The 23,564-nt window shown below is 45.2% G+C and carries 21 protein-coding genes and 1 other RNA gene; 12 read left to right on the top strand and 10 right to left on the bottom strand.

Annotation, left to right across the window (positions count from 1 at the left end):
* Positions 1–27 precede the first annotated feature (27 nt).
* The 3 genes from J2Z66_RS04230 (at position 28) to J2Z66_RS04220 (ending at position 3,912) form a co-directional block, all read left to right on the top strand.
* Positions 28–225, top strand: a complete 198-nt coding sequence (locus J2Z66_RS04230) for a cold shock domain-containing protein (protein WP_209970103.1) — start codon at positions 28–30, stop codon at positions 223–225.
* Positions 226–368: 143 nt separating this feature from the next.
* Complete coding sequence (locus J2Z66_RS04225; protein ID WP_209970102.1) at positions 369–1,109, top strand: YebC/PmpR family DNA-binding transcriptional regulator; 741 nt, start codon at positions 369–371, stop codon at positions 1,107–1,109.
* A gap of 556 nt (positions 1,110–1,665) precedes the next feature.
* Positions 1,666–3,912: an MMPL family transporter gene (locus tag J2Z66_RS04220; protein WP_209970101.1), complete on the top strand. Its 2,247-nt coding sequence runs from the start codon at positions 1,666–1,668 to the stop codon at positions 3,910–3,912.
* A 787-nt stretch (positions 3,913–4,699) separates the two neighbouring features.
* Here J2Z66_RS04220 and J2Z66_RS04215 read toward each other — a convergent pair.
* From J2Z66_RS04215 to J2Z66_RS04190, 6 genes are read right to left on the bottom strand one after another with little or no spacing between them, the layout of a single operon-like run.
* Positions 4,700–5,350: a nitroreductase family protein gene (locus J2Z66_RS04215; protein ID WP_245375256.1), complete on the bottom strand. Its 651-nt coding sequence runs from the start codon at positions 5,348–5,350 to the stop codon at positions 4,700–4,702.
* A gap of 30 nt (positions 5,351–5,380) precedes the next feature.
* A complete protein-coding gene (locus J2Z66_RS04210) occupies positions 5,381–6,493 on the bottom strand; it encodes an efflux RND transporter periplasmic adaptor subunit (protein WP_209970100.1) in 1,113 nt (370 codons plus the stop codon).
* A 13-nt stretch (positions 6,494–6,506) separates the two neighbouring features.
* Positions 6,507–7,889 carry an ABC transporter permease gene (locus tag J2Z66_RS04205; protein WP_209970099.1) on the bottom strand — a complete coding sequence of 461 codons (1,383 nt, stop codon included), beginning with the start codon at positions 7,887–7,889 and terminating at the stop codon, positions 6,507–6,509.
* Positions 7,886–8,578, bottom strand: coding sequence for an ABC transporter ATP-binding protein (locus tag J2Z66_RS04200; protein ID WP_209970098.1), 693 nt, complete (start codon positions 8,576–8,578; stop codon positions 7,886–7,888). The genes J2Z66_RS04205 and J2Z66_RS04200 overlap by 4 nt, the downstream gene beginning before the upstream one ends.
* 28 nt (positions 8,579–8,606) lie before the next feature.
* On the bottom strand, positions 8,607–9,764 hold the full coding sequence (locus J2Z66_RS04195; RefSeq protein ID WP_209970097.1) for an MFS transporter: 1,158 nt from the start codon (positions 9,762–9,764) through the stop codon (positions 8,607–8,609).
* Between the two features lie 29 nt (positions 9,765–9,793).
* Positions 9,794–11,122, bottom strand: coding sequence for an MATE family efflux transporter (locus tag J2Z66_RS04190; RefSeq protein WP_209970096.1), 1,329 nt, complete (start codon positions 11,120–11,122; stop codon positions 9,794–9,796).
* 146 nt (positions 11,123–11,268) lie between these two features.
* Here J2Z66_RS04190 and J2Z66_RS04185 point away from each other — a divergent pair, with 146 nt between their 5' ends.
* From J2Z66_RS04185 to pfkA, 4 genes are all read left to right on the top strand, one after another.
* Positions 11,269–11,583 (top strand): hypothetical protein, encoded by a 315-nt coding sequence (locus J2Z66_RS04185; RefSeq protein ID WP_209970095.1) that lies wholly within the window; start codon positions 11,269–11,271, stop codon positions 11,581–11,583.
* A gap of 54 nt (positions 11,584–11,637) precedes the next feature.
* Positions 11,638–12,312: a hypothetical protein gene (locus tag J2Z66_RS04180; protein WP_209970094.1), complete on the top strand. Its 675-nt coding sequence runs from the start codon at positions 11,638–11,640 to the stop codon at positions 12,310–12,312.
* A gap of 31 nt (positions 12,313–12,343) precedes the next feature.
* Complete coding sequence (locus J2Z66_RS04175) at positions 12,344–13,369, top strand: tetraprenyl-beta-curcumene synthase family protein (protein WP_209970323.1); 1,026 nt, start codon at positions 12,344–12,346, stop codon at positions 13,367–13,369.
* 112 nt (positions 13,370–13,481) lie between these two features.
* Positions 13,482–14,450: a 6-phosphofructokinase gene (gene pfkA / locus J2Z66_RS04170; RefSeq protein WP_209970093.1), complete on the top strand. Its 969-nt coding sequence runs from the start codon at positions 13,482–13,484 to the stop codon at positions 14,448–14,450.
* A gap of 100 nt (positions 14,451–14,550) precedes the next feature.
* Here the strand turns inward: pfkA and J2Z66_RS04165 are convergent, their stop codons facing one another.
* The 3 genes from J2Z66_RS04165 to J2Z66_RS04155 all read right to left on the bottom strand — a co-directional run bounded on the left by J2Z66_RS04165 (position 14,551) and on the right by J2Z66_RS04155 (position 16,514).
* Positions 14,551–15,729 (bottom strand): putative glycoside hydrolase, encoded by a 1,179-nt coding sequence (locus tag J2Z66_RS04165; RefSeq protein ID WP_209970092.1) that lies wholly within the window; start codon positions 15,727–15,729, stop codon positions 14,551–14,553.
* Positions 15,730–15,956: 227 nt separating this feature from the next.
* Complete coding sequence (locus J2Z66_RS04160) at positions 15,957–16,142, bottom strand: twin-arginine translocase TatA/TatE family subunit (protein ID WP_209970091.1); 186 nt, start codon at positions 16,140–16,142, stop codon at positions 15,957–15,959.
* Between the two features lie 177 nt (positions 16,143–16,319).
* Positions 16,320–16,514, bottom strand: a complete 195-nt coding sequence (locus J2Z66_RS04155; protein WP_209970090.1) for a hypothetical protein — start codon at positions 16,512–16,514, stop codon at positions 16,320–16,322.
* 420 nt (positions 16,515–16,934) lie between these two features.
* Here J2Z66_RS04155 and cshA point away from each other — a divergent pair, with 420 nt between their 5' ends.
* The 5 genes from cshA (at position 16,935) to glpX (ending at position 21,642) form a co-directional block, all read left to right on the top strand.
* A complete protein-coding gene (cshA, locus tag J2Z66_RS04150) occupies positions 16,935–18,536 on the top strand; it encodes a degradosome RNA helicase CshA (RefSeq protein WP_209970089.1) in 1,602 nt (533 codons plus the stop codon).
* A 152-nt stretch (positions 18,537–18,688) separates the two neighbouring features.
* The gene (locus J2Z66_RS04145) at positions 18,689–19,498 is read left to right on the top strand and encodes a YesL family protein (protein ID WP_209970088.1); all 810 of its coding nucleotides are present in this window, start codon (positions 18,689–18,691) and stop codon (positions 19,496–19,498) included.
* 108 nt (positions 19,499–19,606) lie between these two features.
* Positions 19,607–19,788, top strand: a non-coding RNA gene (gene ssrS / locus J2Z66_RS04140) — 6S RNA.
* 108 nt (positions 19,789–19,896) lie between these two features.
* Positions 19,897–20,553 (top strand): fructose-6-phosphate aldolase, encoded by a 657-nt coding sequence (fsa, locus tag J2Z66_RS04135; RefSeq protein ID WP_209970087.1) that lies wholly within the window; start codon positions 19,897–19,899, stop codon positions 20,551–20,553.
* 60 nt (positions 20,554–20,613) lie between these two features.
* Positions 20,614–21,642: a class II fructose-bisphosphatase gene (gene glpX / locus J2Z66_RS04130; RefSeq protein WP_209970086.1), complete on the top strand. Its 1,029-nt coding sequence runs from the start codon at positions 20,614–20,616 to the stop codon at positions 21,640–21,642.
* Positions 21,643–21,850: 208 nt separating this feature from the next.
* On the opposite strand, the gene xylB is transcribed toward glpX, so the two are convergent.
* Positions 21,851–23,377: a xylulokinase gene (gene xylB / locus J2Z66_RS04125; protein ID WP_209970085.1), complete on the bottom strand. Its 1,527-nt coding sequence runs from the start codon at positions 23,375–23,377 to the stop codon at positions 21,851–21,853.
* Positions 23,378–23,564: the final 187 nt, after the last annotated feature.

Raw genomic sequence — 23,564 nt, 5'->3', positions numbered from 1 at the left:
TGGTGATATTTTTAGGAGGTTGTTCATTTGAAGGGTAATGTTAAATGGTTTAACGCAGAAAAAGGTTACGGTTTTATTCAAGTTGAAGGTGGCGACGATGTTTTCGTTCATTTCTCCGCTATTCAAGGCGAAGGATTCAAGTCATTAGATGAAGGCCAAGAGGTTGAATTCGATATTACTGAAGGTAACCGTGGTCCTCAAGCAGCTAATGTCACCAAATTATAAGAATTTGTAATAAACCACTTATAAATAGTGTGTCATAGCACAAAAAAAACAGTCTCCGAATATTCGGGGCTGTTTTTTTTGACCAAATGTGGGCTCAAATGATAGAATAGAAGCAGAAAAATGAATAGGGGAGCGGCAACAAGATGAAATTTAAATTATTCAAGGATCGTAAAGGAAAAGCCGATCAGGCCAAAAATAACCAATTTGTAAAGCTTGGCAGGGAGATTTATGTCGCTGCACGTAAGGGCGGACCGAATCCCGATGCAAACTTTGCCTTAAAAACAGCGATAACGAGTGCGCGTCAGGTGCAAATGCCCAATGATAATATTGAACGTGCTATCAAGAAAGCTACTGGCGGCGGCGACGAAGTTGAATATGAAGAAATCATTTATGAAGGATATGGGCCTGGCGGTGTAGCGATTATGGTGAAATGCTTGACGGATAACCGTAACCGGACTGCAGCAGATGTCAGATCCACCTTTAACAAACGTGGCGGAAATATGGGCGAATCAGGCTGTGTTGCCTACATGTTTGACGAAAAGGGAGTCCTTGTAGTCGATCGTGAAGAATTCGAAATGGAAGAAGACGACCTGATGCTTCAGGTGCTGGATGCTGGTGCCGAGGATCTTGTCACATCCGAAGACAACTTCGAAATTATTACACACCCGCATGAATTAGAGACTGTGAAAAATGCACTGGAGCAGCAAAGCCTTCGCTTCTCATCAGCGGCCGTGCGCTGGATCCCGCAAAATACAGTTCAGGTAGAAGGCGAACATGCCGAAAAGCTGCTGAAAATGATGGATTCATTCCAGGATAACGATGATGTGCAGGATGTGTTTGCTAATTTTGACATTAGCGAAGAAGAGATGGAGAGAGTCGGATAAGGGGAAGAAAAACGTCTTGCGGCTTCCTTTGATGAGCTTGTTCTTGACTTGGGTGCGTTACGGAGGGAAGGACTGCGGGCTCCAACCGCTGTTAAAGATTTGTTCCCATGAATGGAATGGATGTAGGGGGTGGAACAAATCTTTAAAGGCGGACGCTATCGCTTTTCCACCCACAGTCCTTCCCTCTTTCAGCTACTTACTGCAGAACAAGCCATTCTCAAACGGATAGCCAACAAGGTTTTCACTTGGATAGAGGGAATTCCCTAACGGGAACTGGTGCATGATCCAGAGCTGCTATACCATTGAAAAAATGTGTGCTTAAGCTCGTGAAAATAAGAAGCCTTTACTGTCCTTGTTTAAGGAGGTAGAGGCTTTTTTTTTGCATCTGCTCTTGCTATTTCCTGCAGTTTTCAATGGGGAGGACAAGTGGCATAACTTTCCCAAAATGTAGTAAACTATGACATAAAAATAAATGATTGATTAATTAACCTTCTGGTATATATAATTAAATAAGAATCGAAGATAACAATTCATACAAGTTCAAAGGAGAGTAGAGATGCATAATCATTCGTTGTTTGAAAGGCTGGGTGGGATTGTTGCCGGTCGTCGAAGTAAGTGGGTCACGCTTTTCACATGGATATTGTTAACTGGACTGCTGTCCGCCGTATGGCCGGGCGTCAATTCTCAAGAAAATAATGCGGCTCAGAAGCTTCCGGACGATGCGCTCTCATTGATGGCAGCGAAAATCCAGAAGGAACAATTTCCAAGCAGTGAAGGAGTGCCCGCTCTTGTGGTATGGTACCGCGCAGGGGGCCTGCAGGATGAGGATATTACAGCTGTACAAAATGTAGCCAAGCAACTGCAGGATTCACCGCTTGAATCTCAAACAGGCATACTCCCACTGGATCAAATGCCACTGCCAGCTGTAAAAGGCGTTATCTCTAACGATGGGACGACTCTGGTTCTTCCAGTTACCTTTATGGAAGCAACAGAAACGGATGTACTCAACCAAAATATCGACAAGCTCAAAGATATAACCAAATCTGCAGTAGGCGCAGATCCTTTCTCAACGGCAAATCTGAATGATGATGTTCTTCATGCCCGCGTAACCGGACCTGTAGGCATTCAAACGGATGCAACAGCGCTTTTTAAAGGAGCTGATTTTGCACTACTGGCTGCTACAGTCTTGCTGGTATTGGTGCTTTTAATACTGTTATACCGTTCGCCAATTCTAGCCCTTGTCCCCTTAGTCGGTGTTGGCTTTGCCTACGGTATTATTTCTCCTGTGCTTGGTTTAATGGCCCAGCAAGGCTTGATTGTAGTAGATGCCCAGATTATTTCGATTATGACAGTGCTGCTTTTTGGCGCAGGAACTGATTATTGCTTGTTTTTCGTGGCCCGTTACCGGCAGGTGCTGCTGGAAGTTAAAGATAAGCATCGTGCGCTGCGTGAATCGCTTGGAGGATCAGCAGGAGCTATCGGTATGAGCGGGTTGACTGTCATTGTGGCCTTATTAGGATTACTGTTTGCCCAGTACGGCTCCAACTATCGCTTTGCCATTCCATTTAGCATCGCTATTTTTATTATGGTGTTAGCCAGCTTGACGTTGGTCCCTGCGATTCTTGCTATAGTAGGACGCGCCTCCTTTTTCCCTTTTGTACCGTTAACACCTGAAATGCTGGCAGAGAAAGAAGCCCGTAAAGGCAAAAAGCTGCGTCAGCAAAAATCAATCGGCTCTATGAGTGCAGGATTAGGACGGATCGTCACAGAAAAACCACGGACTGTGCTCGTTAGCAGCCTGATCGTCCTCATAGGATTAGCTGCATTTGCTCCACAAATAAAATTTACGTACAATTTGCTTGAATCTTTCCCGGCTAGTATGCCTTCGCGCGAGGGCTTCACCCTTCTTTCAGATCATTATTCACCCGGCACACTGGCTCCAGTGAAGGTGATGGTTGATAACGAAAGCAAGGCTGATGGAGTAAAGGCCGCTCTGGAAAGCTTGCCCTATGTTGAATCGGTTTCCGATCCAACAGAAGGAATAGAGAACAAGCAACTGCAAGCATTTGATGTTATTCTCTCATCAGATCCTTATGATATTGGTTCCATTGGCCATATACCTGACATTCGCTCTGCTGCGGAGCAATCTTTGAAAGCAGCAGGAATTGCTGAGCCAAAAGTATGGATAGGTGGAGAGACGGCTACACAATACGATACGAAAAAGGTAGTAGAGCGGGATACAAAAATTGTGATCCCGGTTGTAATTACTGTGATAGCGCTGCTGCTGCTCATTTACTTACGTTCCATCATAGCCACCCTCTATTTAATTGCCACAGTTCTCTTGTCATATTTTTCGGCACTTGGCGCAGGCTGGTTGATTTTGCATTATTTCATGGATACTACAGCTATACAAGGACTTATTCCACTGTATGCTTTCGTATTCCTAGTCGCTCTTGGCGAAGACTATAATATCTTTATGGTATCCAGTATTTGGCAGGAACGCAACCTTCGACCTCTACGCGAAGCGATTCGCTTGGGAGTCAGCCAAACGAGCAGTGTTATTACTTCTGCCGGGCTTATTCTGGCAGGTACATTTGCCGTGCTGGCTACACTGCCCATTCAAGTTCTCGTTCAATTTGGTGTCATTTGTGCGATCGGAGTGCTTTTGGACACCTTCGTTGTGAGACCGTTCCTGGTGCCGTCTATTACGCTGCTGCTTGGTAAATGGTCCTTCTGGCCCGGACAAATAAAGCCGCTGCCAGAGAAGCCTGCAGAGGCTGGAAAAGCTGCAAAAGCCAACTAAAAGATGATAAACGAAAGATAGAAAAAAACCGTCTGGATCATCGCGATGATCCAGACGGTTTTTTAACTATTCATTATAAGAACGTATTTAGCAGCAGCCCGCCTCCTGAGAAATGAACGGTACGTCATTTAACGATGTTTTTCATCATTAAAGCATGTGTGTCCATGTCAAACAGCCACTTTAATGATGTTTTTCATCGTTATATGAGCACGGATGGCCTCTGTGGGTGGATAAAAGGGATTTTAACGATGTTCATCGTTAAAATAAGTATTTGATGGCGACCAGTGCTTTTAACGATGAAAAACATCGTTAAAATAGCAGTTGCTAGCAAATCCTAGCTGTCCTAGCGGCACCGAGCAGGTCGGTCCAAGTAGATGCAAACAGATCCCAGCAAATCCTAGCTGCCCTAGCGGCACAGAGTAGGTCCAAGCAGATCATAGCCGCTCCAAGCAGCTTATCTCAGCTTCACTCAGTCCTCATCCAAACCCCAGCGCCCGAGTCAACGTCTGAGCCTGAGACCGCTAGTCATCTCCTCCAGCCAAGAGAAAAAACCTTGCTGGCTGTCCGTTTGAGGTAGCCGTGTTCTACAGTAAGTAGCTGAGAGAGGGAAGGACTGTGGGTGGAAAAGTGATAGCGTCCGCCTTTAAAGATTTGTTCCAACCCCTACATCCATTCCATTCATGGAACAAATCTTTAACAGCGGTTGGAGCCCACAGTCCTTCCCTCCGCAACGCACCCAAGTCAAGAACAAGTCACTCAAAGGACGCCGCAAGGTTTCATCTCATGCCTATTGGACAATCCGCAGTACTTCATCGACTTCCTTGCGCGGAAGCTTGCCCGGAATCTCTGCAGGATGGCCAAGTGATATGACCATATTAATCTGTTCCTCAGCAGGGATATTGAGGTATTCTCTAAGCTGATCCTGGGCCAGCAGAACAGGGCCTGTCATCGGGCAAGTTGCAAGTCCTTTGGCATGAGCAGCCAGCATAAGGTTTTGCGAAGCCAGACACGAGCTTTTGATGCCTTCTTCTGCCCACACTGCTTCCTCTACAAAGTTGATCGGATCAAAAATCTTATCCCTGAACTTGGAGGTATAAGGAGTAGCGAGACACACAATTAACACAGGGGCATTGGAGAAAGCTGTGGCATAAGGACCGAAGGATTTGGTCAGGAGCCGTGCTTCCTTGTTTAATCCTTTCTCCTCTGCCGCGGCAGCCCGGAGATGGAGCTGTTCCCAGGTAAGTCGTTCGATCTCTTTTATTTTCTCCTTGTTCATAACCGCTATAAACTGCCAAGTCTGTGAATTTGTATCGCTTGGCGCATATCTGGCGCAATCAATAATCTCTTTGATATCTTCAATGGAGACATCTTGCTCAGTAAACCGGCGAATGCTTCGTCTTCCCTGAATAATTTCTTTTACAGTTTCATAATGTATCATGTTAACTACCTGCCTTTACAAGATATGTTCTTATTGCAGTACGACGGTGTCTCCTTCAGCAAGTCCTTTGATCACTTCTGTTTTCTCGGCTGTTTCCATACCGATTTCGATCACTCGCTTTTCTGTGCCTTGAGGGGTCTGCAGCATGACGAAATAGGATTCATTTTCACGCTGGACAGCCAAAGTTGGCACAACAACCGCATTGTTTTTTTTCTCCGTTTCAATAGATCCTGTTAGGCTTAATCCAGCAATCAGCTTCTCATGGGGCTCAAGAGATATGATCACCTCGAACTGTGCGGCCCCAGTGCCTTGATCACTGCCGGACTTGGCAAATTTAGATACTTTCTCTACTTTTCCTTGCAGCTTCGTATTCTTCATTGCATCTACTTTCACCTGAACCGCCATACCAGCTTGAATATGAAATATATCAAACTCTCCAATTGTACACACCAGTTGAAGCTTGGTCAAATCAACAATTTTACCAATTCGCTCATTCTCCTGCAGTAGTTGTGGTATTTTGGAAGAGTCATCATATAGAAATATACCATCCTCCGGTGAGTTGAAGAGTGCCTGCGACACCTTAGATTGCTTTTGCTTCAAGGAGAGTGCAAGTGATTCAGATGTGGCTTCCTTCGTCAGATCATTGAGCTGCTTCTCAATTTTACTGCGCTCCGCATCCGTATAACGCTGACGGGAATCTTGTTCACTTATCGCTAAATCATTTTGGCCTTCCTGCACAGCTTTGGCTGTAGCCGTAAATTTCTCAAGCGAAGCTTCCAGGCTTTGCTTTTTTTGGCTGGCCTGGATGGCTGCGATCTCGCTTTTGAGAGACTCCGCGTCGAGCTCGAACAGCGGCTCCCCTTTTTTGACTTGAGCACCTTCTGTCACATTCCATTTAAGCACGGCGGCATTGAAAGGCGCGTAGATTCTCGTTTCTTTTTGGTAAGAGGATTTTCCTTTAACTTCCAGGGTGCTGACCAAATCTTCTTTGGTGACCTTGAACTCAAGCATTGTCATTGCGGGTTCCAGGTTGGCCTGATTATTACCAGAAGATACATTATGACTCATGATATACAAGGTACTGCTAATCCCAATGACAATCACTGCTGCAAGAATCAGTCCGAAAATTTTCTTTTTACTCATAAACAGTAATCTCCTATTCACGTTTAATTGCGGTCAGAGCATCCGTTCGTGATGCCTTCACAGCGGGGTACAATCCGGATAAAATGCCTGTCAGCAGGGCGAAGAACATGCCAACTGGTAATATCCACAAGCTGATAAATAAAATTTCAAGATCTTCGCCGGACATGCCGCTACTAAACTTGATCACAACGATATTGATGCCCCAAATGACCCAATAGGATAGTAAAATGCCAAGTAATCCGCCTAAAAAACCAAGCAGCGCAGACTCTACGATAAACATATTGCGAATTTGCCGGAGATTGGCGCCAAGCACCTTCATAATGCCGATTTGTCTGCGCCTTTGGTGGGTAGACATCGTCATGGCTACAATGATGGAGATGGAAGCAACGAATAGAACAAAGAGTCCTACGCCGGTGAGAAGAAGTCTTATAATTACGAATTCATTTTTCATCCTGTCCTCTTGAAACAGGTTTGACTGTGTTCGCAGGTTTAGCTTTTGGATCATGGTTTCAACTTCTTTGACATGGATACTGCTGTCGACTTTTACTTTGACCTCGGAATAAGAAAGCATACTTTGGCCAGAATAGGGATCTTTATATGAGGCCAGCAGCTTTGCTCCCGTTTCGGGAGAGACATACGCTTTTTTATTGTTGCTTACCATAAAATCAGGCATTCCCTGATCCTTTTGCAGTACGCCAGTGACGCGTAAGGAAATCTCCAGATTATTTGTTTGCACGGCATTAACTGTACCCGGCTGTTGGAAACTTTCCTGTTTAAGCTTGATTTGCTTCTGATACAGCGGGGCAGGAATGCTGTCAAGCTGATTTAAGGTATTGGACATGTCCTTGCTTGGATTTTGCTGCATCAACGTAGATCTGATTTGCCTGGTTTTGTCATCCACTACGCCCATGGTGGCACCATAATTCAAAATAATAGAGTTTTCCGAGCCATCCGCATAACCCTGCTTGAAATTCGAACCGAATGCGGCCAGCGTGTCCAATTCAGTAATCATGACATCCAGATAGCCCTTTTTTCCATCCTCGGTTTCAAAGGAAAGCTGCTGTAAATTCTGGAAGCTGGCCACCGCTTTTACGTGAGGCAGCGTGCGTATCAGGTTAAGCTTCTCTTTGGTGACACGTCCGGAATTATACGAGCTCCCTTGATTACCTGAAGCATCTCCGGCTCTTCCTGAATCGCCTTCATAGATCATGATTTCATCTGTCTTCATATAATAGCTCATCTGTTTTTGGGTGTAATGCTGAATGGATTCTCCGAATGCAAGTGCCACAATAATGGATGCTGAGCCAATAGCTATGCCGAGTGCGCATAGAGCGGTGACTACCTTGCGGCGGTTGATCTGATCCCAGCCAAGACCGAAATAGTCTTTTATTCTCAATCCTCGTCACCTGCCTTGCTGTTCCCATCGATCAGATAGCCGTCTTTAAGCTGGAGAATCCGCTGTGTTCTTTTGGCTACCTCATGCTCATGCGTAACAATGACGAAGGTAAGGCCGAACTGCTCATTTAATCCGATCAACAGATCGATAATTTCTGTCTCTGTCTTCGTATCCAAGTTTCCGGTAGGCTCATCGGCGAAGACGACAGTTGGCATGGTGATCAGTGAGCGGGCAATACTGACGCGCTGCTGCTGTCCGCCTGAAAGCTGAGAGGGGAAAAGCTCGGATTTGCCACTTATGCCAACCTGTTGAAGAAGCTCTAGAGCCCGATCTTTGCGGACCTTGCTTGAGATGCCTTGGAATACGAGTGGAAGCTCGATGTTCTCGCGAACCGTAAGATGGGGAATAAGTTCATAGGATTGAAAAATAAAGCCAATATGTACACGGCGAAACTCAGCTAGTTTATTTTCGTTCATAGTCTCAATCGCTTTACCAGCGATTCGGATGCTGCCTTCGGTGGGTTTCATTAAGCCTGCCATAAGGTTCAACAGGGTAGATTTACCTGAGCCCGAGCTGCCGAGAAGGGCGACTATTTCACCTTTTTTTATGTGGAAATCAATATCCTGAAGCACAGAAGTATACTCGTTGCCATTACGGAAGGTATGCGATAATCGTTCTACAACCAGCACATCCTCACCCTCCTAATCTTATAAAATATTAAGTGAGACTTTCTTGCTTTTGCAGTAAATGAGTAGCTAAAAATCCTATACTTGCAGCCAGTGACAGCATGGATACGATCAGATAAGCGGTTTGTCCGCTCCAAACATCGAAAATCCACCCCCCCATAGTTCCGCTAATCAGTCCGGCCACGCTAGACCATGTGATCACAAAAATGGCTTGTCCCGAAGCCCGATATTCATCAGGAATCGTTTGTTGAATATATCTCATCGCTGTAAATAAGAAGATACCGAAGGTTATGCTGTGCATCATTTGGATATATATGATCCATACCGGATTGTGTACGAAGCTCATCATGCAAAAACGGACCGCGTACGCCAAGCTTGCAAAAGCAAGCAGCGGCAGCTCCCTGAAGCGTTGACCGAATGTGCTGAGCAGAAAAAATATAGGGATTTCGCTTAAAGCAGAAATCATCCAGGAATAACCGATAAGGCTGTCAGAGGCTCCAAGCTGTCTCATATAAAGTGCCAAAAAACCGTCGTTAAAGCGATGCGAGATAGAGAGAATGACGATTAAAAACAGAAACCAAAGAAATTTCCCGGAACGGATAATGTTGATGAAGCCGCCGAATTCCATCTTCTTCTGGCCACGCTGTACATCCTTGAGCAGCAATGCAAGTGAGAAGGTGAGGAGTATCGTACTCAGACATAGGATGGGTGTAATACCCGTGCCGTTCAATTTAAGCAGCCAGCCGAAGAAGCCAGCTGAGAAAGCAAATCCAATCGAGCCCCAGACCCGATAGGAGGCATAGCTTGTGCCTGTTTGTTTCCCTTTGAGCATCAGTTGAGAGTCATTGAGTGAATTGATAGGCTGCTGAAAAAAGAAGAACATGCCCAAAAACACATACAATAAAGTAAATAAATCAGTATTAAAAACAAGAACGGCCGTAATAAACTGGCCGAGCAGCAGGATGATCATGATTTTCTTAATAGTTTGATATTTATCACTGAGAATACCCCAGAACAGGTTGGAACAAATACCGATTAAGGGACCAATGGAATAGAGCATACCGATTTGCAGCTTGGAATATCCTTTGTAATCGAAGTAAAGCGGGAAAAAGGAAACGATAATGCCCATTGTCATATAATTGGAGAAGCTAAAGCCTTTAAGCAGCCATGTACTATTTCGATCACTCATTTACCGCATCACTCGATTTCTATCAGAAATTAGCGCTGTCCTACCAGGCGTTCTTTAGAAGAAGAGGAGGCATACAGCACATAAAGCACGACGCAGAGCTCGGCAAAGCTGCCAAGTGACTGGGCGAGCGCTCCAATCATACCATTCCAGCCAGGTGTCAACCAAACCGTAAGAATCAAAGTGGTTAAGGTCACAATAACATTAGCAGCCTGTGATTTAATCATAACCTTAGTTTGTCCCCTGAGCATAATAATACCATTTGTGAAATCCAGCCATGGGAACACGAAAGTCAATATCATGAAGACCCTAAGGGTACTAAGGCTTGCCTGCATAAGCTCATTATTTACGCCCATCACATTCATCATAAACCATGGCCCTAGGGAGGTATATCCGAGAATAGCAATTAAGACTCCTGGAATGAATCCAAGCATTAAGGCGAAGCGCTGAACGGTTTTTGCGTCTTTGGGATAGAAATTCAAGACAATCTGGTGCATATACGAAAAAAAGCTGATAACAAGCTGTGTAAGGCTGCCTGCAATAGCGAACGAAGCGATCGCCAAGTGAATATCCACCGTTTTACCGAGCATGGCGTTGATTGCAGGACCTACAATTACGGCAATAAAGGAAGAATACAGCATAGGCTTATAAAATTGCAAAACCTGCCGTTTAGTCTCGATCGGATGCCCTGGCATTTTTTCTGGAATCACTTTTTTGAGCAGGGATCTTCCTTCCCAAACGCTTACTGCAGCTTCAATCATCATTCCAACCAGAAAAATAATCGCTCCTACTTCTGCGGTCTTTACTTGATCCGTATGTATGAAATAGAGGGAGAGGCTGTACATCGCCAAAAGCCTGATAAGCATGCCTATCGTTAACCATTTGGTTAGCAGGTTGTAAATGATAATACCATGAAATAAACAGCGGATCCCGGAAAACAAGCTGACGAACATTAAAATGCGATACACCTTGATAATAGGGTCCAGCAGCTCTGCCTCAACGCCGAAAAAGTATAAAAACAGCAGCTTTCCGACCGGCGTGTAGGAGATGATTAAGCCCAAAAGTGTTATGCTAGTAAATACATAGGTGCTGACAGCGGCCATGGCGCGGAAAGATTTGCGGTCTCTTACTAGCGCAGAGCATGTTTGCCTGAGTAAGATGGCTGGTTTCTCTGTGATGGCAAGCAGGCTCATTGGCAGCGCATAGCTGGCGATAATCAGCTCGGGATTTGCCGATCTGGCCAACGTACTGTTAATGATGACATGCGATAAAGTAACCAGAGTGGCCGAGATTCCAAGTGGCAGAAAAAAGAAGCACAGCTGCTTAAAAGAAACGGGATTAGTTCGTATTTTTACCGACATCTTCACATCTCCTAGGGCTCTACCTGCTTAAACATTAGTTAAGTATACCAGATAATTATGAATCAGACATACAATTTAAGCTGGAAGAGAGCGTCATGAAATGATACATTGTTAAGATAAGCCGTACATAGTTTGGAGGTAAGCGCTTGAGATATTTTTTTCAGCTTGATGAAAGGCTCGGAATTGAACTGCCCGTTATGAAGCATCAATGGGAGGAATACTCCCTGCATGAGCGTGCCGACATCTTGTTTCGCTGGGAACAGATCAGAGGCCGAATACCCGACCGGATTCACAAATTGGAGGCTGCTATTAGAAGCAAACAGTCCCAACTGGATCGGGAGGATGACTTCCCGGCTTCCTGCCAATTAAATTCTGATATTGCCGATCTGGCCAGTACGATAAACGATCTGCACCTGTGGTTTCGAGTCAATCAAGAAGTGGATGAGAAGCTTCATCAATAGAGGGTGCTTGCTTGTATATAACGCAGAAAAGAAATTGCGGAAGGAATGGTTGGAGTGTACAAAGCAGATGAGCAAGCGGATTGGCTGCAAACGATAGTGAAGCCATTGATCACGTATTTACCGGCTTTAAATCCCGCGGATGTGTGGGATCCAGCCATGGACAATCGGATAGAGGCGCTGGCACTACCCTTCATCCAAATGGTCGATTCCATTGAACCGGGAACAAAAACAGGCGCAGCGTTGGGAGCCAAGGAGAAAGAGAATGCTGGCTTAGCCTTCAAGGCAGGTCTGTTTCTATGCAATGAGAGCCTCGATAAATCCCACAGCATTTCACAGGAGATCACCAGCCGCACGGGAAGCTATTTACATGGTCTGATGCACCGGATGGAAGGTGATTTCAGCAATGCGAAGTATTGGTTCTCTGATGGCGGCCAGCATCCTATTTCCACACAGCTTGTCACCTGTCTGAGAAACTATTTGTCATTGCAGGATTTAACCGAAGTGAATAATGATGCGCTGCGCAGCAAGCTGGAGGCGCTTGTTTCTTATCCGGCATGGAATGCTGCGGTATTTGTCGATGCAGTTGAGCTGCAGCTGATGGATGTGCAGCATGCCAAAGCTGATGAATGGCTTCGTCACATCCAGCGGTTTGAAATAAAGCTTATTCTCGATTATTGCTATGAGCAGGGTTGTGGAGGAAGGCTTATTGAAGCGATTGAGCAGCAGTAAGAGATCTGTATCTATGGGTCCTGTCAGACTCATGTACCGTGTTTACCGCTATGTATTGCCAGATGTGAGAAGCCAGTTGCAGCTTTGGAGAGAAGCAGCCGCAAGTATTCCAGATTTGGAATTAAGGAAACAGGCACTAGATAGTATAGCCAGCAAACAGTTCCATTGTGAAGGTGGCGCTGTATATGCCTCAGGTAATTTGTCTATGCGACATGTGATTATTCCACTGATTGTAGCTTTCCAAACGATCAGTGATTATTTAGACAACCTATGTGACCGGAGTACTTCCTTGGATCCAAGGGATTTTCGCAGATTGCATCAATCGATGCTCGACGCGGTAGACCCATCCGCTCCCTTGCAGGATTATTATGCTTTCAGACAGGAGTCGGATGATGCGGGGTATTTAAATGAGCTGGTCAAAACATGCCAGTCCTGCTTATGTCTGCTTCCGTCCTATTCAAGGGTTGAGAAGCTGGTCCGTGAATGGGTAGGGCTGTATTGTGATCTTCAGGTTTATAAGCATATCCACAAGAGCCAGAGGGAAAAGGAACTCCAAAGCTGGTGGGAGAAGCACAAAGAGCTGTCTCCTCAGTTAGCCTGGTATGAATTCGCGGCAGCGACGGGCTCAACCTTAGGCATGTTTATGCTTTTTCTGGCGGCAAGCTTTCCTGTGCTTTCAACAGCTGAAGTGGAAAAAATCAGGGATGCCTACTTTCCATACGTATGCGGACTGCATATTTTGCTGGATTATTTGATTGACCAGGACGAGGATATAGCTGGCGGAGACCTGAATTTCTGCAGTTATTATGATAGCAAGGATCACACTGTGGAGCGGCTTGCCTTTGTGGTTGAGCAAGCACGAACCAAAATTTTATGCTTGGAACATACACGATTTCATCGTATGATTATTGAAGGCTTACTTGCGCTTTATTTATCTGATCCGAAGGTAAGGAGTCAAAAGCAGGTCAGGCAGGTGTCCAAAAGGCTTATGAAAAACAGTCCGCTTACCCGGATCTTCTTTTGGTTGAATAGTATGTATATACGAAAGACTTCATGAATATGGGCTTGGTAAATCAATATTTAATACCAAATGTAAAACCAAATTAAACTGCTCTGTGTATCTCCTTTTGCACGGAAGCCGGTTTTATGAAATCCAGGGAGGAAACTAAATGTCAGACATAAAATCAATTGCAGTATTAACTAGCGGCGGTGACTCACAGGGGATGAATGCAGCTGTCCGGGCTGTGGTACGTAGCGCTTTATTTCATGGACTCGAAGTATATGCCGTTCAACGCGGCTACTATGGACTCATTCATGATGATCTTCGCCAAATGGATTTGCGGAGTGTTGGAGATATTATTCAAAGAGGCGGAACGATTCTCCAAACAGCACGCTGCAAGGAGTTCATGACGCCTGAAGGGCAGGAGCTGGCAGCGGAAAACCTGCGCAGAAGAGGAATCGGCGGACTTGTCGTTATCGGTGGGGACGGTTCTTACCAAGGTGCCAGCAAGTTAAGCAAATTGGGGATTAGAACGATGGGATTGCCTGGAACTATCGATAATGATATTCCTTTTACTGATTTCACAATAGGCTTTGACACAGCGGTTAGCATTTGCGTCGATGCCATAAATAAATTGCGCGATACAATGACTTCGCACGAGCGCTCGTCAATCGTAGAAGTAATGGGTCGTCATTGTGGAGAGATTGCTCTTTACGCAGGACTTGCCAGCGGAGCTGAAACGATTCTTGTGCCGGAAATCGATTATGACATCGATGAAGTGGCTTCCCGGATGCGGGATAACTTTGCTCATGGCAAGCGTCACAGTATCATTCTGATTTCAGAGGGTGTCGGCCGGGGAGAAGATATTTCCAAGCAAATCACAGAACGTATTGGCATTGATCCACGTGTTACCGTGCTTGGGCATATTCAGCGTGGTGGTACTCCGACACATAATGATCGGATTCTGGCCAGCCGCTTAGGCGATTTTGCTGTACGCAGATTAATAGAAGGAGATTCCTCGAAGGGCTGCGGTGTGATCAATGGCGAGCTGGTTGCTACAGACATTCATCAGGTAGTGAGTACTAAACGTCCGTTCAACAGAGAGCTGTACGAGCTGGCTCAGCGATTATCCCAATAAAGGTTTAATAGAGTCATCATAAATTTGAGGAAATGAAAACCCCCTGTTTAGTTAGTTCCATTCGGACTAACTAAACAAGGGGTTTTAAGTTTCCAGCACTTTACTTATACGATACTCCAGGGGTGTAATTATTGTTGGCATTCCACAATAAATATTCATCGACGCCGTTATCTTTGAGTGCTCTAATTTGTTCATCCAATTCATGCTTGCCATACTTGATATATCCTTTGACCCAAGAAGCTGTGAAATCTTGAATCCAGGGGCGGATAATTGGCTTGAGTCCGTTTTTCTCCAGACTTTCTAATTTTTTGTGAGTGTCGATAGATGCGCCATTAATTGTGGCATAAGGTGCAGCGTCCGGTACTTTGGAATCGAACCAGCCAGTGCTGTAATGGCTCGGGTAAATCATAGCACTGATAACGTCGACATTTTGTGATATTTTGACAAAGTCCTGACCAATGCCCTCAGCAGCAGGAACAGAAGCGGCATAGCCGAAAATATCTACAGAGACTCTTGCTCCAAGAGGCTGAAGCTCTTCTTTAGCATATTTGACAAACCCGGCTACGGCATCAATACGAGACCGTTCGTCTTTTTTGTATTTGAGGATATCGGCTCTTTTCTCGAAGCCTTCCGGAAACCTGACATAGTCAAATTGAATTTCTTTGAAGCCTGCTTTTACTGCTTCTTTTGCCACCTTGATATTGTAATCCCAAACTTCTTTCACATAAGGGTTTACAAAGCTGTCAGGTGGTTTTTTTCCATTATTCCACACGCTGCCGTCAGGGTTGACAAAGGAGTATTCGGGATTCTTCTTGGCTAGCACCGTATCCTTGAAAACTACTATTCTCGCAATCGGATAAATCTTATGCTCATTCAGTGTTTTCATAAGCAGTGGCATATCGGCAATTATCTTTTCAGTCGTATCCATTGCTTCGAGCTCTGGATTGCCGGTTTTCCAGGTAATATAGCCTCGATCATCCTTGACATCAATGACCATTGAATTTAGCTCTGTGTCATCAAGTAATTGAAGCAGGGTCTTCATGCGGCTGCCGTTGGCGCTATAAGCTGTGACGTAAATACCTTTAACAACGGGAGCATCTTTCTGCGGGTCCATCTTGTTTACAGGAATTAAGGGATCAACTTCCTTTACGGGGTCAGTTTGAACAATGGCGTTTTTGGCGTCCAAGGATGCCTGGATAAGCTGTTCAAAGCTTGCGTCCGGGTTTGACGCTGTTAAGTTTCCCCAGATCATCATTAGCGAAGCAAGTAATATTTCCATGTGTATGAGTTCCTCTCCTTACCTTTCTTGTCTATTAACTATCTACCCATTTCTATTAGCTATCTAACCATTATAGAACAAGTCTAAGAGGAAGCACATAGGTATTTTGTAGAGATTTGCCAGACAGTGTCAGATTCACACGCAAACGATCCCGGGAAAAAGAGCAAAAAAACCCCCTCGAGAACCAGGTTTTCGAGGGGGTTGTCTACGTTTATTATAAACAGCTTTTATTTTTCTTGAAGCTCTTTGCGGACAGGAACATCATCTTTAGAAGAACTGCTGGTAGTAGCATCTTTGAACTCTCTGAGCATCTTGCCGAAGCTGCGTCCGAGCTCAGGTAGCTTACTAGGTCCGAACAGCAAAAGCGCAACAACTGCTATTAGTATAAAATGCCACGGAGTAAAAGCACCCATTCCAAACACCTCCATATTATGTTGTCTTATGCTATCCATCATACCACGACTTTATTACAAAATATACAGTAGAAAATGGCCTAACAAGAATATTTTTCGATATTTTCGAGTTAAGGGATTGTGTGGTATAAATCAAAACAGCTTTCATGCTGGATAAGTAAACAAAAAAAACACCCTTTAATGAAAAAGGGCGTCCTTCTGATGCTCTGAAATACTAAATTGAATGATTTCCATAACGTCTTGAGCCTGAAGTGCTTCTATCCCGTACTGCAGGACAATTTCGGAATTCAGTTCGCTGCTGGTAAGAAATGGGTACAACTGCGGCGATAATTTCATCACAATCCTGGATAATTTCACTGTCTCCACAAGCATCACCCTTCCAATCAGAAGATTAGAAAAAGACCTACGCCTGAACAAATACGATGTAACCAGAACTATGAAGCTTACAAATTCCATTATATCATAATTTCAAATCTTTTGAAGGGACAGTTTTATTTTTTGCGTGGAAAGTAATGCCTGATTTTGATTTTCCACAATTAGGCACTGTTGATTACTTCTGTTTTGCTAATAATAAGATTATTGTTTGTGATATTGTGGATGCCACTGGAAATGTATGAGTGAACTGTGATATAATATTCAAGATATTCTTAAGGGCGGCCGTTTGGATAATGGTTTTTGTGAATCGAAAGACTATTCCACAAGGAATACTATAGAAACGGATAGAAAGTCGTACTTAAGGGTAAAAAAGACACAAGGCATTAGCCTGCCCTGTACAAAAGGAGATTGGATAGATTGAAAACATTTCAAGAATTTGGATTAGAACCAAAGATTTTACGGGCAATTACGGAGATGGGATTTGAAGAATCGACACCGATTCAGGAAATAACCATTCCGCTTGCTATGGAGGGCCGTGATTTAATCGGCCAAGCGCAGACAGGAACCGGTAAAACCGCCGCTTTCGGTGTGCCGTTAATTCATAAAATCAACATGTCAGAGGATCGAATTGTTTCACTGATTATGTGTCCTACACGGGAACTTGCCATCCAAGTTGCAGAAGAGATCGGAAAGCTTGGACGTTTCAAGGGCATTCGCTCATTACCTATTTATGGCGGTCAAGATATCGTGAAGCAAATCCGTGCCTTGAAGAAAAAGCCACAAATTATCATTGGAACACCGGGACGCTTGCTGGATCATATTAACCGCAAAACGATTAAGCTTGATGATGTGCAAACTGTAGTATTGGATGAAGCAGATGAAATGCTGGATATGGGCTTTATGGATGACATCCAAACCATCCTTAAGCTGGTTCCTGCAGAGCGTCACACTATGCTCTTCTCCGCTACAATGCCGGCTAACATTCAGAAGCTTGCACAGCAGTTCCTGCGCAACCCTGAGCATGTATCTGTAATTCCTAAGCACATTAGTGCTCCATTGATTGACCAAGCTTACATTGAGCTGAACGAAAAGCAGAAATTCGAAGCTTTAAGCCGTTTGATCGATATGGAATCACCTGATCTTGCGATTATTTTTGGACGGACGAAACGCCGTGTTGATGAGCTTGCAGAAGCATTGCAAAAAAGAGGCTACGCAGCTGAGGGCTTGCATGGCGACCTTTCGCAAAATCAACGTGATAATGTAATGAGAAAATTCCGTGATGGCAGCATTGATGTATTGGTAGCGACAGATGTTGCAGCGAGAGGACTCGATGTTTCAGGTGTAACTCACGTTATCAATTTCGATCTTCCTCAGGATCCGGAAAGTTATGTTCACCGTATCGGTCGTACTGGCCGCGCAGGTAAACAAGGAACTGCATGGACGTTCGTAACACCAAGAGAAATTGATCACCTTCATTTCATTGAGAAAGTTACACGTCATAAAATTACCAAAAAACCTTTGCCAAGTGTAACAGAAGCTATTGAAGGCAAGCAAAAAATGACAGCTGAGCGCATTACTGATGCCCTCCAGGCTGATGAGCACAGTGAATTCAAAGGTGTAGCTATTCAATTGCTAGAGCAGTATGATTCTGTGAATTTACTTGCTGCAGCGCTGAAAATTCTTACTGGAGAAAAGAAAGAAGTGCAAATCGAGCTTACTCCGGAAGAGCCAATGCGTGCAAGAAAGAAAAAATTCGACGTTCGCAGCTCAGGCAGACGTGTTGGCGGCGGTTATGGTTCAAGCAGCTCCGGTGACCGGAGAAATGACCGTTCGAGCTATGGCTCTTCGTCAAGCTCTAACTCCCGTTATCCGCGTAAAGACTCCAGAGATTATGGCAGCAGCGAAGGACGGAGCTCATCTTCATCTTCTTCCTCTTCCAGGGGTCGTGATTACAACAGCGGGAACCGTGATCGTTCCAAAGCGCCTCGCAAGAACGAAGAAACTATGGTTAACAATTAATTTGCTGGCTTGCATTCAAGACGAGGATCTTAATCGATCTTCGTCTTTTTTGCTTAATGAATGTGGGGAAATGGCCGATGGAAAGGCTAGCTACCTATCAGCTGGAAAATAAGCTATAATAATGATTAACAGATCATGAGGAGGGCATAGTTTTGGAGTTTAAGGGTGTAATGGGTGGATTTTACAGGATCTCGGAATGGATTATGCGTTTATCGGTAATTAACGTGCTGTGGGTCCTTTGTTCAGTGCCAGTATTTTTATTGGCCTTGCTGGCATTAACCAGCCAAGAAGAAGGGGTGCTCTTATCGAGCTTGCCGCTGATAGCTATTTTGTGTCCGTTTACATTGTTTCCAGCGACATCTGCGATGTTTGTTGTGGCTAGGAAATGGGTGACTAATGAAGAGGATGTTCCTCTATTTAAAACGTTTTTCCGCGGCTACAAAGAAAACTACTTACAAAGTATGATCGGCGGGATTATCTTTATTCTCGTTTTTGTCATTATCTTTGTAAACTATCGCTTCTATTTATCACAAGGCAACACCCTGAAGCTTTTATCTGTGCTCTTCATTGTTTTTACCTTTGTAATCTCGGCTGCTTTGTTTAATTTCTTCTCCATCATGGTACATCTTCATATGAAGATTTTACAAATAGTTAAAAACTCTATCTTGCTTACCATTGGAAATCCGATTAACTCTGTTGTATTAATAGTATGCAACGGTGTGATTGTGTATATCAGTTTGTTTAAGTTTACGTTTCTTATTCCTTTTTTTATGGGAAGCATCGCAGCTACATTTTCATTCTGGCAGTTTCACCGCAGCTTTCAGAAATTGCAACTCAAGCAGCAGAAGCTGGAAGAGAAACAGCGTTTGGCTGATGAAGAAGCATCAAAAGAAAATGGCGGAGATGATGATCGCAACAATGATGTGGAAACAACAATCAGCTTAAGCAAACACAAAGAATAAAGCGCAGGGCAGAGCTTAACCCTGCCATCTATAGAGTGTTGTTTTTAATTTGCAGCACCTGCCAGTTGAAAAAGACTGCCGGGGGTATTATAATAAGATACATACAAATGAATCCTGCGATGTTCGTTACGATTTTAAGTTGTTTTGAACCAATGACTGTTTCTAGGGAGACCTACATTGAATTGACGATGAAATGCCCTCGAAAGGGGACTTCAAAAGCGATTCTGCGGACACCCACCTGCGAGAGCGGGTTTGAAACGCGAAAATCGGACGGCATATGCGGGTTTTTTTGTGTCTTTTTGACAGTAAACAAGTTCTTTTTGTACATAGGAAGTTGTACTTTTTGCGAAGATTTGATAAGGTTATAGTGAAAAAATATGAAAGTGATGGTGGGAACGTTGAAACTTTTTATTGATACGGCCAATGTAAGCGAAATTCAGCAAGCATTCGAGCTTGGGGTGATTTCCGGTATTACGACAAATCCTTCTCTTGTTGCTAAAGAGGGCAGGGATTTTTTTGAGACACTTAAAGAAATCGTTGCGATTGTTGGGAATATCCCAATCAGTGCTGAGGTTGTAGCTTTAGAGGCGCCTGAGATGGTGGAGCAGGGGAAAAAGCTCGCCGCTTTGGGAGAGGGCATCGTTATTAAGGTTCCGATGACCGCTGAAGGATTGAAAGCAACGAAAATATTTACATCCTTAGGCATCAAAACAAATGTTACCCTTATTTTCACATCGACACAGGCACTTTTGGCAGCGCGTGCCGGAGCTACATACGTGTCTCCTTTTATCGGCCGTTTGGATGATATTAATCAGGTTGGAATGAACTTGATTCAAGAAATCAGCCAAATCTTTCAAGTGCACAGCATAGAATCACAGATTATTTCTGCAAGTGTGCGTCACTCGGCACATGTTATAGAAGCAGCACTGCTTGGGGCTCATATTGCGACAATTCCTTATAAAATTATTGAGTCCATGATGAAGCACCCGCTTACAGATGCAGGTATTCAAAAGTTCACAGATGATTGGAATCAAGCAAATCAAAAAGGTTTTTAAGTAAACCATCAAGACTGAAGCCTGTAAAGGCTTCTTAAATATGTTTCTAGGAGGCTGTGAATGGAGAGGGAACTTGCCTTAGAGGTTATCAGGGTAACTGAGCTTGCTGCACTCGCTGCATCCAAATGGGTGGGTCGCGGTAAGAAAAATGAAGCGGACGATGCCGCGACAAGAGCGATGCGCGTGATGTTCGATTCCGTGTCCGTTAAAGGTACGGTAGTCATCGGTGAAGGCGAAATGGACGAGGCTCCGATGCTTTACATTGGTGAGCAGTTGGGGAACTTACAAGGTCCGGAGGTAGATGTTGCCGTCGATCCTTTGGAAGGCACGAACATTGTTGCGCAAGGACTGGATAATGCGATATCGGTTCTGGCCATTGCCAATAAGGGGAACTTGCTTCATGCTCCAGACATGTATATGGAGAAGCTTGCGGTTGGTCCTGAATTGGTAGGTAAAGTGAGCATTGCAGATCCTATTGAAGATACCGTGAAGATTGCAGCCAAAACACTTGGTAAGCATTTAAATGAATTGACAGTAATGCTGCTGGATCGTGAACGTCATGATTCTTTAGTTAAGGCGCTTCGTAAGGTTGGAGTGCGGATTAAGTTTCTGAGTGATGGTGACGTTGCTGGAGCTATCGCACCAGCTATGCCGGAAAGCGGTATTGATCTTTTTGTTGGTTCGGGTGGAGCGCCTGAAGGCGTTTTGGCCGCCGCAGCTTTGCGCTGCTTGGGTGGAGAGCTGCAGGGAAGGCTTATGCCGACTAATGCTCAGGAATATCAGCGCTGCATCGATATGGGCGTTAAAGACCCGTACAAGGTGCTGACGATGGACGATATGGTTGGTAAGGATGATGTTATTTTTGCTGCTACTGGCGTGACTACCGGAAGTTTTCTTAAGGGAGTACGCTATTTATCGGGAGAACGGGCTGAAACCCATTCTCTTGTGATGAGAGCCAAAACAAAAACAATCCGTTACATCCAGACGATTCATTATTTGCCTAACAAGCCTTTTCTGAATGAAGAAGAAGAAGCAGAAGCAGAAACAAAGACAGTAGTGAAAACCGAAGAAGATTTAAATCAATTATAGAAAATCATTTGTAGATAGGCTGCTCTAAGCTGCTCTAATAGGCATACTGAATATGAAAAAAAGCTTGCATTCTCTTTTCTAGAGATGCGAGCTTTTTATTGTGCGAATTTTTGAGTACGATTTATTGAGTACGATTCGTTGTATATGACCATTACGTATAACCACTATACATAACCATTACGTGTGACTGTTACCTAGATTAGGTACTTTACTGAGCTAAGTCGCTCAGCTTATGGAAGGATGTCTGTAGGGTTCCATACAAGCTTCGGAAAATTTGATAATAAGCCTCATAATTTTCGTAAAGCTCTAAACGTGGCTGGGTGCGGTCTACTTCTTTGATCCATGCGTCACAGATATCGATAATATCCTTGCCCAGAACACCCGAAGCAGCCATAATTGCAGCACCATAAGCAGGTCCTTCGGTGGAGTTGACGGTCACAACCGGGATGCCGAAAATGTCGGCGATCAACTGGCGCCAAAAGGCGCTTTTTGCGCCGCCGCCATTTACGCGCAGCTCCTTGATTTCGATGCCGGATTCCTTCATGAGCTCGAGCGAATCGCGTAGTCCGAAGGTAATGCCCTCCAGCACGGCACGAGTCAGATGAGCCTTGCCGTGCCGCAGGTTCAATCCGATAAAAGCGCCGCGGGCTTTCGGATCGGGATGGGGGGTTCGCTCCCCGGTTAAATAAGGCAGGAATAATAAGCCTTCGCTGCCGAGGGGAGCGGTCTCCGCCAAAGATGTCAAGAGCTCATAGACATCTAGGCCTTCCTGCTGGGCACGCTCCAGCTCCTCGTGAGCAAAGTGGTTCTTCCACCACTGAAGCGAGCCTCCGGCGGCCAGCATCACACCCATACGGTGCCACTTACCAGGCACCCCATGGCAGAAGGAATGAAGCCGGTACGCTTCATCCACCTGATAAGCGTCGTCATGGACGAAGACGACGCCCGAAGTGCCAAGCGCCACAGAGGCTATGCCTTGGCGCACAACGCCGACGCCGACGGCGCCGCAAGCTTGGTCGCCGCCACCGGCGACGACGGGTGTGCCTGCGGCGAGCCCGGTCAGGCGTGCCGCTTCCGGCTGCAGCCGGCCGGCCACCTGGCCGGACTCAAACAGCGGAGGCAGCCATTCCATAGGAATGGACAGCCGCTCCGCTACGGTTTGAGACCAGCGGCGGCGGGCGACGTCCAGCAGCAGCGTGCCGCTGGCATCGGCCATGTCCATGCCGAGCTCGCCCGTCAGGCGCAGCCTGACGTAGTCCTTCGGCAGCAGCAGGTGCCGAAGGCGCGCATAGTACTGCGGCTCGTGCTGCCGCAGCCACAGCAGCTTGGGCGCCGTGAAGCCGGTGAGCGACCGGTTGCCGGTGAGCCGGCCGAGCTCATCCTTGCCAACGGCCGCCTCAATAGCAGCGCACTGCTCGGCTGTGCGCTGGTCGCACCATAAGAGGGCAGGGCGGATGACCTCCTGCTTGCTGTCAAGAAATACCGATCCGTGCATTTGACCGGAGAAGCCTATGCCTGCAACGTCCGAGCTGCTTACACTTGTTTGCTCCATGAGCAGCCGGATGGCTTGAATAGTGGCTTGCCACCAATCCTCAGGATGCTGCTCCGCCCAGCCCGGATGGGGCTGCAGCAGTGGATATGCAGCGCTTTGGCTGTCGAGGACAGAGCCTGTCTCATCGACGAGAATACATTTGACTGCAGAAGTGCCCAAATCAACGCCAAGAAAATAAACCATGTGCTTAACTCCTCTACTGTAGAAGGGTATGTTTTCTTTGTTTAGTGGATATACAAAGATTGTTGACTTATATATTCGCAGTCTGGCAACGATTTCCTGCTTTATGCAAAACATTTCATTTGTGAAATGTTTTCGAACTCTTTTTAGTTTTCCTCTTTTTCTTGGGCGAAAACAATGGTAAGATAAA

The organism is Paenibacillus eucommiae (assembly GCF_017874215.1).
GTDB classification, from domain to species: domain Bacteria; phylum Bacillota; class Bacilli; order Paenibacillales; family NBRC-103111; genus Paenibacillus_AI; species Paenibacillus_AI eucommiae.
This window is presented reverse-complemented; position numbering and strand designations above follow the sequence as displayed.

What these genes read in the sequence shown, in the direction of transcription:
- glpX (WP_209970086.1), top strand. Translation starts at nt 20,614, where the DNA reads ATGGAGAGGGAACTTGCCTTAGAGGTTATCAGGGTAACTGAGCTTGCT.
- J2Z66_RS04160 (WP_209970091.1), bottom strand. Translation starts at nt 16,142, where the DNA reads ATGGGTGCTTTTACTCCGTGGCATTTTATACTAATAGCAGTTGTTGCG.
- xylB (WP_209970085.1), bottom strand. Translation starts at nt 23,377, where the DNA reads ATGGTTTATTTTCTTGGCGTTGATTTGGGCACTTCTGCAGTCAAATGT.
- pfkA (WP_209970093.1), top strand. Translation starts at nt 13,482, where the DNA reads ATGTCAGACATAAAATCAATTGCAGTATTAACTAGCGGCGGTGACTCA.
- J2Z66_RS04190 (WP_209970096.1), bottom strand. Translation starts at nt 11,122, where the DNA reads ATGTCGGTAAAAATACGAACTAATCCCGTTTCTTTTAAGCAGCTGTGC.
- J2Z66_RS04175 (WP_209970323.1), top strand. Translation starts at nt 12,344, where the DNA reads ATGTACCGTGTTTACCGCTATGTATTGCCAGATGTGAGAAGCCAGTTG.
- J2Z66_RS04215 (WP_245375256.1), bottom strand. Translation starts at nt 5,350, where the DNA reads ATGATACATTATGAAACTGTAAAAGAAATTATTCAGGGAAGACGAAGC.
- J2Z66_RS04225 (WP_209970102.1), top strand. Translation starts at nt 369, where the DNA reads ATGAAATTTAAATTATTCAAGGATCGTAAAGGAAAAGCCGATCAGGCC.
- J2Z66_RS04165 (WP_209970092.1), bottom strand. Translation starts at nt 15,729, where the DNA reads ATGGAAATATTACTTGCTTCGCTAATGATGATCTGGGGAAACTTAACA.
- J2Z66_RS04195 (WP_209970097.1), bottom strand. Translation starts at nt 9,764, where the DNA reads ATGAGTGATCGAAATAGTACATGGCTGCTTAAAGGCTTTAGCTTCTCC.
- J2Z66_RS04155 (WP_209970090.1), bottom strand. Translation starts at nt 16,514, where the DNA reads ATGCTTGTGGAGACAGTGAAATTATCCAGGATTGTGATGAAATTATCG.
- J2Z66_RS04210 (WP_209970100.1), bottom strand. Translation starts at nt 6,493, where the DNA reads ATGAGTAAAAAGAAAATTTTCGGACTGATTCTTGCAGCAGTGATTGTC.
- J2Z66_RS04220 (WP_209970101.1), top strand. Translation starts at nt 1,666, where the DNA reads ATGCATAATCATTCGTTGTTTGAAAGGCTGGGTGGGATTGTTGCCGGT.